Annotated in this window: 10 protein-coding genes and 1 pseudogene; 2 read left to right on the top strand and 9 right to left on the bottom strand. The window is 61.1% G+C overall.

Going from position 1 to position 10,023, the window contains the following annotated elements; translation table 11 throughout:
- The coding region (locus WCB02_RS19125; protein ID WP_423960406.1) for an acyltransferase family protein at positions 1-497 on the bottom strand (497 nt) is incomplete at its 3' end.
- 341 nt (positions 498-838) lie between these two features.
- Here WCB02_RS19125 and WCB02_RS19120 point away from each other — a divergent pair.
- Complete coding sequence (locus WCB02_RS19120) at positions 839-2,158, top strand: UDP-glucose dehydrogenase family protein (RefSeq protein WP_423960405.1); 1,320 nt, start codon at positions 839-841, stop codon at positions 2,156-2,158.
- 1,037 nt (positions 2,159-3,195) lie between these two features.
- Here the strand turns inward: WCB02_RS19120 and WCB02_RS19115 are convergent.
- From WCB02_RS19115 to WCB02_RS19090, 6 genes are all read right to left on the bottom strand, one after another.
- Positions 3,196-4,158 (bottom strand): heme-binding protein, encoded by a 963-nt coding sequence (locus WCB02_RS19115; RefSeq protein WP_423960403.1) that lies wholly within the window; start codon positions 4,156-4,158, stop codon positions 3,196-3,198.
- Between the two features lie 407 nt (positions 4,159-4,565).
- Entirely contained in the window at positions 4,566-4,733 is a 168-nt protein-coding gene (locus WCB02_RS19110) for a hypothetical protein (protein WP_423960401.1), read from the bottom strand.
- The gene (locus WCB02_RS19105; RefSeq protein WP_423960399.1) at positions 4,734-4,922 is read right to left on the bottom strand and encodes a hypothetical protein; all 189 of its coding nucleotides are present in this window, start codon (positions 4,920-4,922) and stop codon (positions 4,734-4,736) included.
- A 559-nt stretch (positions 4,923-5,481) separates the two neighbouring features.
- Positions 5,482-5,799, bottom strand: a complete 318-nt coding sequence (locus WCB02_RS19100; protein WP_423960397.1) for an addiction module antidote protein — start codon at positions 5,797-5,799, stop codon at positions 5,482-5,484.
- 2 nt (positions 5,800-5,801) lie between these two features.
- Positions 5,802-6,098, bottom strand: coding sequence for a type II toxin-antitoxin system RelE/ParE family toxin (locus tag WCB02_RS19095; RefSeq protein ID WP_423960395.1), 297 nt, complete (start codon positions 6,096-6,098; stop codon positions 5,802-5,804).
- A 308-nt stretch (positions 6,099-6,406) separates the two neighbouring features.
- Positions 6,407-7,378 carry an AraC family transcriptional regulator gene (locus WCB02_RS19090; protein ID WP_423960394.1) on the bottom strand — a complete coding sequence of 324 codons (972 nt, stop codon included), beginning with the start codon at positions 7,376-7,378 and terminating at the stop codon, positions 6,407-6,409.
- Between the two features lie 130 nt (positions 7,379-7,508).
- Here WCB02_RS19090 and WCB02_RS19085 point away from each other — a divergent pair, with 130 nt between their 5' ends.
- Entirely contained in the window at positions 7,509-8,489 is a 981-nt protein-coding gene (locus tag WCB02_RS19085) for a quinone oxidoreductase family protein (RefSeq protein ID WP_423960393.1), read from the top strand.
- Between the two features lie 922 nt (positions 8,490-9,411).
- Here the strand turns inward: WCB02_RS19085 and WCB02_RS19080 are convergent.
- Both WCB02_RS19080 and WCB02_RS19075 read right to left on the bottom strand, forming a co-directional pair.
- Positions 9,412-9,693 (bottom strand): hypothetical protein, encoded by a 282-nt coding sequence (locus WCB02_RS19080; protein ID WP_423960391.1) that lies wholly within the window; start codon positions 9,691-9,693, stop codon positions 9,412-9,414.
- 237 nt (positions 9,694-9,930) lie between these two features.
- Positions 9,931-10,023, bottom strand: a pseudogene (locus tag WCB02_RS19075) (IS5/IS1182 family transposase); the annotation flags it as partial.

Here is a 10,023-nt window from a genome sequence, read left to right as displayed (position 1 = left end):
GATTCCAGCAGCGCGGCGATGCTCCAGATCAAAGGCGGCGGCATGCTGCGTGTCAGTTTTATGACGACAAAGAACAGTGGCAGCAAATAAATGAACCACAGCGTGCCGAACGGCTCGATGAAGGATTCCAGATACAGAAAGCCGGCATGGCCCCAGCTCGTCTCGGCGGCGAAGGCCGGCGCCTTGAAGCCGAACTGGATCGTCACCCACAGCACGTAGAAGTAGGCGAAATGCATGACCTTGCGATCGAGGTAGATGCGCCAGTCGCGGTCGATCACGAGCGGCAGAAAAAGCCCGGAAATCAGGAAGAAATCCGGCATCCGGAACGGTTTGGCGAAGGCTGTCACGGCGTGCATGAAGCCGGTTTGGCCCGCGGCCAGCTCCACGCCGAGGACCGAATGCATCATCACGACCATGACGATGCAGATGCCCTTGGCGTAGTCCACCCAGTCGACGCGCTCGCCCAAAGGACGATTGGTCAAGGGACGATTGGTCATGGGACGATTGGTGACGGCGTCTGTGCCGTTTATAGTCATCGGCGTCCCTTTTTGGCGCGAGGCCGGCATCATCGGGCAAAATCGGTTGCTTTCCCCTTTAATTCATACAAGGGACATGCCGTTTTCCGCCTTCACCGTTTTCCGCTTTCCCCGGGGCTGCCAAATGCTTTAAGACGCGGGCGCGTTAACCATCGAGACGAGCGATTCCATGAAAGTTGTCGTATGGCACCGCATTTCTCCCCGCCACGCGCTGCGCGCGTGGCGGGAGGGGAAGAATCGACTGCATCGCGATGCCTGATATGATTCGAACTTCGAAATCGCTGAACTAGGGCGGGTTTTTCATGCGGATTGCCATGATTGGCACAGGCTATGTCGGGCTCGTCTCCGGCGCCTGTTTTGCGGATTTCGGCCACCAGGTCACCTGCGTGGACAAGGATGGCGACAAGATCGCGAGCCTGCACCGGGGCGAAATTCCGATCTTCGAACCGGGACTCGACGCGCTGGTCGCCGCGAACGTGAAGTCGAAGCGGCTGGACTTCACCACCGATCTCTCGGGCCCGGTGGCGGATGCCGACGCGGTGTTCATCGCCGTCGGCACGCCGTCGCGGCGCGGCGACGGCCATGCCGATCTGAGCTATGTCTATGCCGCCGCGCGCGAGATCGCGAAGGCGCTGTCCGGCTTCACGGTGGTCGTCACCAAATCGACCGTCCCGGTCGGCACCGGCGACGAGGTCGAGCGGCTGATTCGCGAGGCCAATCCGAAGGCCGATGTGGTGATCGCCTCCAATCCCGAATTCCTGCGTGAGGGCGCGGCGATCCGTGACTTCAAGTTTCCGGACCGCATCGTGGTCGGTACCTCCGACGAGCGCGCGCGCAAGGTGCTGGGCGATATCTACCGGCCGCTGTCGCTCAACCAGGCGCCGCTGATGTTCACGGAGCGTCGCACCGCGGAGCTGATCAAATACGCGGCCAACGCCTTTCTCGCCACCAAGATCACCTTCATCAACGAGATCGCCGACCTCTCCGAGAAAGTCGGCGCCGATGTGCAGGAGGTGGCGCGCGGCATCGGGCTCGACAACCGCATCGGCTCGAAATTCTTGCATGCGGGGCCGGGCTTCGGCGGGTCGTGCTTTCCCAAGGATACCCGCGCGCTGGTCAAGATCGCGCAGGATTACGACGTGCAACTGCGCATCGTCGAGGCGGTGCTCACCGTCAACGACCACCGCAAGCGCGCGATGGCGCGCAAGGTCGCCAATGCCGCCGGCGGCACTCTGCGCGGCAAGACCGTCGCCGTGCTCGGCCTCACCTTCAAGCCCGATACCGACGACATGCGCGAGGCGCCATCGATCCCGCTGGTGACGGGCCTGCTCGACATGGGCGCCAAGGTGCGCGCCCATGACCCGGTCGGCATGGAGCAGGCGCGCAAGGAATTGCCCGACATCGACTATTTCGACGACCCCTACGCCTGTCTGAAGGGGGCCGACGCGATGGTGGTCGCCACCGAATGGGTGCAATACCGCACGCTCGATCTGGCGCGTTTGAAACAGGAGATGGCGCACCCGGTCGTGGTCGACCTGCGCAACATCTACCGGCCCGAGGACATGGCGGCCCACGGCTTCACCTATGAGAGCGTCGGCCGGCCGCATTTGCCGCGGACCTGACGACGTGCGCAAATTCCGTCATGGCCCGACAGCCTGTCATCGGGCGGCGCTTTGCTCCGACCTGTCGGCCGGGCCGACGTCGAGTTTGTGAATCGATGCAAGACAGGGACTGCCGATCGCGCCAACAACTCCGGCGTCGTCCCGGCGAAGGCTGGCACCCATAACCACAGGCCAATGTCGTTGCGAAGGTTGCAAGCCCCGGCATGGCGCAACGACCAGGCCCTGTGGTCATGGGTCCCCGCCGGAGCCTGTCATCGGGCGGGGCGTTGCGGTGCACCCCCGCCGTATCGGGGCGAGGCGAAGACATCTGTATCCGCCTCTCGAGTCGTCATCCCCGCGAAAGCGGGATCCAGTATCCGAGAGGCGCTCATCGATCGGGAGCCTCTGGAATACTGGATCGCCCGGTCAAGCCTGGCGATGACGGTGGGTGAGGCGCGAGGTGCGTGCATCCGACAGCCGCGCATGCTGAGCGATCAAGCGCCGCGCCAATGACAACTTTCATGGAATCGCTCGTCTCGGCCGCTCCGTGTTCACCAAATGATCGAACTCATGGATCGGCTTCACCCTCCTCAAATTTTCCGCAGGAGGCCAGCGCTCGAACGGTGGGAAACAGCCGTTAACCGACATTAGTCGGCTGCGGGCATCTGCCGGCGGCGCCGCCTCGCCACGAGACATGAATTGCGGTCGGCGCACCTCCCTCACCGTCATGGCCGGGCTTGTCCCGGCCATCCACGTCTTTCTCCCCGGCAGCACTGCAAGTTCGTGGATGCCCGGGACGAGCCCGGGCATGACGACGACGGAGCGAAGCGATACCCATCATCTTGTTTGCGAACATGATGGCCTCCGCGAAGTGCTCGACCCATCCTACGGCCTCGAATGAAGTGAGCGGTTTTTGTGTCCACGGCTGCCATCGCGCCTGGGCCGTCAAACATGATCTGCCCGGTTTTATTACGCGCATCGACCGCTGTCGACGGTTGCCTGAAATCTTCGCGAATCCTCAGAGCGCGACGCCCGTCGGCTCACGCGCTCTGGCAGGTTCAGTGATGCTTGCGGAGCGTTGCGACAGAAACATGCGGCCAGCTTAAACCATTGAAGTTCAGCAAGACCGTTTGGGTATACTGAAGCTGCAGGAAAGCCGGTCCGTGTGGGCCTGCAGCGACCTTTTCAATCCAGAAGATCGCTGTCATCTGCGCTGCATCAGCATTCGGGCCCCCGGAATTGCCTTGCAGGAAGGCGACGTTGTCGGTGCCGCCACCGACATCGGGTGCCGCTGGGGGTGGCGGGGTCGCGGGCGCTTTGGTGCTGATGAGCAGCACGGTCGTCTGAGTGATCGTCTGGCCGGCAATCGCCGCCGTCAGCACGGAGTTCGGATTATTGACCATCGTTTGTGTGATGTTCGCGGGAATAGGGTTCGGCAACCGCAAAGTCGTGGCGACAGACAGGTCGGCTTCATTGAAAGGGGGGAACGCGACTGCCGTGTTTGCGGGCGGCGCACTCCCGATCGGGAACGGCCGGATGCTGACCGGGTTGATGAGGGGGCCGCCGTTGACCGTCGTCGCCGTCCCCTGAGCATTTGCGGTGGTCCCGTGCGGGATGGACGCCATGCGGGCAACGGTTGTCGGTTCGGCTGGATCGGTCGTCACCGGAACGGTCACCCAAAAGCCCGGCTCCACATGAATACCGACCCCAGCCAGGATGTCCTTGACCTGCTGCAGATAGTGGACCCCTGCCAGCTCAATATCCGCCTGGAGCAAGCCACGATTCGGGATGGCGCCGACGCTTTCGGAGAATTCCAGCGTTTCTTCGGTCAGGTTCAATTCCAGGAAGCGGTCAGACGTGCCGTGGAACGGTCGCCAGATTTGATTGAAGCCCTTGCCGACCCATTTTCCGGGCAGGTCGGCTAGCGGGCCCAACGGATTGGCGGGCGCGAGAGCCGGCTGAAATCCAGGCCTCATGAGCGGGTCGACCGGCGCAATTTTGTCCAAGAGTTCGAATGCCATTTTAGTATCTCCATCGATTGTAAATCAGCAGCGAAATCGACAAGCGCAGCGAAATTGAAAATCAATCTGTAGTTGAGATTGCTTTAGGTGAAAAACGCAGGGTCAATTTACGACCGAGACCAGAACGGGGCTGTGAACGAGTTCACACGCGCGCCTGGAATGTCGCCTCCCTCCAAACATCCTGTGTGCGACGGCGAGGATTGCTCGCGCGCATCATATCGCCTGAAAAGTTGCGTTTTTGTGCCAGGCCAAACTGCGAGAGATCGGCGCCCTACTTTTTTACCCCATCCCTCGATGGGCTGTGCCAAGGATCATCTAAGCGTCGACTCATGAACGCGCTGCACGAAAGGCTCGACTTACGTAAAATTGGATTGCCGCTGGGATGTTGCGTTATTGCGGCGGCCTCATCACCTGGCCGGCAACGTGGTTTTCCGGAGCAGCCGGATCTCCGCCGCATCATCCGTGCGACGCGAACCTCCGACCGGCACGGCGATCCTGATCTGGATCGCCAGCATGCTGACCTTGATCGTGCTGCGGCTCACCGCGTACGTCGCGCACGCGCGCGACTTCGGCATTCAGCGGCGTGGCATGCGCTCGCCGGTGGCGGCATCGATTTCGACCACTTCGATCTTGTCGCCGGGCGACAGGTAGGGCAGTGACGATACCAGCGAAAGAGTGGCGGGCTGGATGTCGTCGCGCTGGTGCACGACGCGACAATCCAGCTCGCCGAAGATATTCACAAGTGCAACTTTATAGGATGCCATGACGAACAACACGCAAAATGGAGGTGTTGTTCCAAGGTGCGTCACATTCACTTGCGCTTCGCCTTGAGGGTAAATTCTTGCCCCCATGTGCCACCAATGGGGCGCAGCCGGATGGGACCGCAGGAGGCGATTTATTCAGGGGAGGGTCCCGCTTGGGTTCTGATTCACACCAGCCGGTGGCGAACCCGAGCGGGCCATTCAGCCCTCCCCGAACAATGCGAGAAAGTTCGGCTGGCCGTTGGACGCGGCCAGGCCGCCGTCAACCGGGAGGATCAGGTGGCGTGACCCGCGCTCGTGAACTTCGCGGCCAGGGCCTACAAGTGTGCGAGGTCAAGTTCGTAGTCGGTATCGGCGAAGAAGCAGGCGCCCGGTTGTTGCCGCGTTGAATGATGTGGACCGGGACCTCGGCGACGGTGACCGGGGACGACGGGGCATGGGCGCCTCCAGCGGCGGCGATGGCGGGGTGCGCAACCTGGCCCAATAAACGTGGTCTTTCCCCGTTTTCTTTAGTTCGCTGCAAGCCGCCGCATGGGAGTGACGGTGACGCTGATCTTGGTCATCAAGCCACGGCTTTCTTCTTCGGCTTGGCTCGGGCCGGTTCCGCTACAAGCCGGATTCCCATGGCCCCGATGATCCGCAGGACGGTCGCGAACTCCGGGTTGCCATTCTCGCCGAGAGTCTTGTAAAGCCCCTCTCTGGTCACGCCAGCGGCCTTGGCGACCTCGCTCATACCCTGCGCTCGGGCGATGAGATTGAGGGCGTCACGGACTTCGGCGGGATCACCATCGGCAAGAACGATGTTCAAATACTCCGCGCGTGCCCCCGGTGTGCGAAGGTGCTCGGCGGCGTCGAACTTCTTTAGTTTGCTGACTTTCATCCTTAGTCCTCCAACGTCTCTGCGATTTCCTTGGCCTTCCGAATGTCCTTACTCTGGGTCCGCTCGTCGCCGCCGCAGAGTAGGATGACGACGGCCTTGCCGCGCCGGGTGTAGTAAACCCGGTATCCCGGCCCGTGGTCGATGCGAAGCTCGCTGACTGCGCCACCGACCGACTTGGTATCGCCGAAGTTTCCAGCGGCAACCCGGCTGATCCGGCGAACGATCTGCAAGCGGGCGCGCTGATCGCTCAGGGCGGCGAGCCAGTTGGTGAAATCAGGTGTTTCCCGAACATCGATCACGCTTATCTGTAATCTATGGATTACATGTAGGCAAGCGGAAATGTAATCTATGGATTACAAATTGGCACGGGGCGCGAACATCTATGGCTGCGGAGCGCTAGCTCGGGTTTAGGAGGCATCCGATGCCTTCCTTAGACCGGCCTCATATTCGGCTGTCATATCGACCGCCGGATGTTGCGCATTGGTCGCCGCGCGGATGGAACGACGGGGCATGGGCGCCTCCAGCGGCGGCGATGGCGGGGAGCGCAACCTGGCCCAATACACGTAGTCCCCGTTTTCTTGCTATGTCCGGCGTTGGTGGTTTTCGGTCAGACGGCCACCGTCTCGGCAGACGTATTGATTGCCATCAGATCGCCCATTCGACTTTTCAAGCTTTTCTGAAATTGCCCCGGCCGAATGCCGATACTCCTTTTAAAGGCTGCGCTAAAGGCGCTCTCGGATTCGTATCCTACGCTGTTGGAAACCTCCGCGATCCCCAAATCGCCCTGTCGAAGCAAATCGCAGGCAATCTGCATCCGCCAGTTGTTGACATACTCGATCGGCGTAATGCCCATGAATTCCCTGAATTTAGCTGCGAAGCTGGCTCTGGACATTCCTGCTACCGCCGCCAGCCCGTGAAGCGTCCAATGCTTCCCATGTTCGCCGTGAATTACTTCGATCGCTTTGGACAATTTCGGGTGCGACAAGGCCGCAAGCCAGCTTCGCTCGCCGGTCGTAGAGCCGAGATGGATGCGCAGCGTCTGTAACAGGATGATCGGAGCCAAATATCCCATCATCAGGGCGCGCCCCGCTTTTGCCCCGTTATGCTCGGCGGCAAAACGATCGAGGCTCCAACGCAGGATTGCCGCCTGATCGAGATGGGCTGGAATGAGGATGACTGGAGGGATCGAATCCAGGACCACGTTCGCGAAATGCCCGTGAAAACGGAACACGGCTCCGACCGAAACCGTATCTCCCCCACCCCCATGGACGATGACGCGGTCGTCACGTCTAGTGGTGGCCAGTTCCTCCGCGCGTTCCTTCTTGGAGAAAGCTTGCTCTTTGGAGAGGATGAAGCTGCGGCCCGGGGATACAAGGAAGCAATCTCCAGCGCCGAGCCTGTGAAGTCGCCCCTCATCCCCCTCAACCGTCAGCCAGCACTCCCCGCGTGTGATGAATTTGAAGCGTAGCGCGTCGGCGCTTGGAAATTCGACGGTCCATGCGCCGCCAAGATCGAACGCACAGGTTATGAACGACTCCAGCCGCGCGCGCGACAGGACAAGCGACAGAACGTCACTCAAGGATTCGGTCTCAGTCCACACGGTTTAGACGATCCAGCATTGGTTTCGGACAGGGTCGCATATCAACGCCGGCTCTGATCGCATAATCAGACTGCCATTGGCAAATGCGTAGCCGCCGTGGGAGGTTTTGATGAAGGCCGCTGTCTATGATCGAGCCGGGCCGCCTGATGTGCTGCGCTTCGCGACCGTGGACGACCCTGTCTGTCGGGCCGACGACGTTCTGATACGGGTCGAAGCGGTTGCCGTAGAAGGTGGCGACATATTCGCGCGGAGCAGCATCGAGCCGCCAGCCCCTGACCATATCGGCGGATATGCCGCGGCTGGAACGGTTATTCGGGTCGGATCGGATGATCTTGAGTTCGCCATTGGCGACCGCGTGGCGACGATGGCTGTCGGCGGGTCGCATGCGGAGCTTCGCGCGGTCAATGTCCAAGGTTGCTTTCGCATCCCCGACGGGCTCGACATGGCAAAGGCGGCAGCGGTTCCCGTCCCGTTTCTCACCGCACACCACGCGCTTTTCGACGTAGCGCAGATCCAGGCGGACGATACGATCCTGATACAAGGTGCTGCGGGCAGCGTTGGGCTGGCGGCGGTTCAGCTTGCCGCCCGCCACGGCGCGAGGGTGCTGGCAGTGCAGGCAGGGACCGAGCGAGCGCCGCGACTCCGCGTGCTTGGCGCGAGCATCGTCATCGACCGCAAGAACGAGAGCGTCGTCGAGGTGGTGCGGGAAGCGACTGAGGGACGTATGGCGTCCGTCGTGCTCGACACGGTTGGCGGTGCCTCGCTCGATACGTCGATCCTGTCGACATGCCCCTTCGGTCGCGTGCTGATGATCGGCAATGCCAGCCAGGTACCGATGCGACCGGACCTTTGGCCAGCGATGACAAATAATATAACGCTGTCTGGTGTGAGCGTGAGGCCGATGTTTGGCAGCCCAGCCAGCAAGTCGGTGATCGAGGACATCATGAAACAGGCTCGAGACGGTCATCTCGACGTCATAATCGACAAGTCGTTCCAATTGAGTGAGGCGGCGCGCGCTCACCGGTATGTCGAAGAAAGCTCCCCCCTCGGCCGTGTTGTTCTCACCCCTTCGCTCACCGCCGCTCAATGATATCTGGCCGTTCCGTTCAACTGATCGCGTGAGCGTCGCGACGGCTTCGATAGCGCTGATCTTCTAACTCGAAGCATCTCGGTCGGGCCTCTGGATGGCCGCTTCCGGGAATGCGAGAACAGTCCTGAACGGCGGCGGAGGGGGAGAACAGGGGACAGACCACTATTTAGACCACCATTTCGCGACTTTTCGCCCTGGCGATAAACGGGCCTCAGTTTTCTTCCATTGGGCCTACAAAGGCTATCCGGCTACACCGGTCGTGCCCGGGGGCACTGGAGTGCGGCTTCGCGACAAGAATGACCGGGTCGAAATCGGAGTCTCACGCCCCACCGCTCAAGGCCGATGCCATATGGCCGACTCGTCGGCTTGGCCTGCAGATCGGTAGTACTACGGCCGCAGAAAATTAATGCGTTCGTTAGCTGGTCGCCGCCAGAGTACTTTCATCGGCAACAGGGCCATGAAGATGAAGCACGATAGGGCGCCGCTACCGTCCCCTCAACAATCTGGACCCTCGGACATTGTCGTCTTTAGGTGGCTCGCTGCAGTCGCAACAATCGTGACACCTGTCTCGGCGGGATATATCGCCCACTATGAGTTTGGCTTGTCCCGGCAGGAGATTCGCACCCCGGCCGTAATTGGCGCTGCGATCATCGGGCTGCTATTGGCGACAGAACATTTCGGCCAGAAACTTCGGAAGCCAAAATCGAACAAGGGCTCCGATCGGAGCCCGGTCGAATAGCCCCTCCAAGACCCCAGGAAACCCGCCTCGGCGTGGCCGGATTCGCCACTGTCTCGGGTCGGGCCCGAAACAAACGGTCCAACGATGTTGGCCCGCATTGGCATCATGGAAGGTGAGAATAGGGGACCACTATTTCGCAACTTTTCACCCCGTCTGCCGGGTGTGAACAACGCCTCGACGGCGTCAGCGGCTTTTGCGTCGATGGCTGCCATCGCGCCTGGGCCGTGCTTGCAGACGGTTTGGCCCAGCGCTGGCCGTGTCTTGGCGCGGCGGCCGTCCGGCCCCCTGGCCCGTGGTCACGCGGCGGCCGAGCATGGCAGCGATCTGCTGCTGGAAGCGCGCCGCGCGGAGCATGAATCCGCCATTGGTCGCTGCGCGGATCTGGTTGACGTCCAACGCCTCGCGGAAAAGGGCCCGATAGGCTCGTGAAACCGGAATGGTCACCTTCTTGACGGTTGTCGCCAATCGATATGATTCGAACTTCAAAATCGCTGACCAAGCGCAGCGTGCCCACCGTCCGGCTTTCGGAGGGCGCTATCTCCTCGTCGCCCCAGCGGACTCGATACGCAGTCTGAGGGGTCTTCAACTGTGTCAGTTGACCGGGGTCAATCAGAAGTAAGCGGCCCGCGACGGGAACGGCGGGAAACAGCCAAAAGCGGACCTTCGGTGGGGATCTAATGAAATGTGATTTAGGGCCTGTCTTCAGTTGAGCAAGATCATAGCAGAAGCGAGCTGGACGCCGGCCAGGAATATTTTGGCGAGCTTGTCGTAGCGGGTCGCGATGGCTCGAAAATG

The organism is Bradyrhizobium sp. (assembly GCF_049581145.1).
Taxonomy (GTDB): domain Bacteria; phylum Pseudomonadota; class Alphaproteobacteria; order Rhizobiales; family Xanthobacteraceae; genus Bradyrhizobium.
The sequence above is the reverse complement of the archived record's forward strand: the minus strand, read 5'-3'. Positions and strand labels throughout refer to the sequence as shown.

Excerpts from the sequence above, each read along its gene's own strand:
- WCB02_RS19120 (WP_423960405.1), top strand. The coding sequence starts at position 839 with ATGCGGATTGCCATGATTGGCACAGGCTATGTCGGGCTCGTCTCCGGC.
- WCB02_RS19115 (WP_423960403.1), bottom strand. The coding sequence starts at position 4,158 with ATGGCATTCGAACTCTTGGACAAAATTGCGCCGGTCGACCCGCTCATG.
- WCB02_RS19110 (WP_423960401.1), bottom strand. The coding sequence starts at position 4,733 with ATGCCGAAGTCGCGCGCGTGCGCGACGTACGCGGTGAGCCGCAGCACG.
- WCB02_RS19105 (WP_423960399.1), bottom strand. The coding sequence starts at position 4,922 with ATGGCATCCTATAAAGTTGCACTTGTGAATATCTTCGGCGAGCTGGAT.
- WCB02_RS19100 (WP_423960397.1), bottom strand. The coding sequence starts at position 5,799 with ATGAAAGTCAGCAAACTAAAGAAGTTCGACGCCGCCGAGCACCTTCGC.
- WCB02_RS19085 (WP_423960393.1), top strand. The coding sequence starts at position 7,509 with ATGAAGGCCGCTGTCTATGATCGAGCCGGGCCGCCTGATGTGCTGCGC.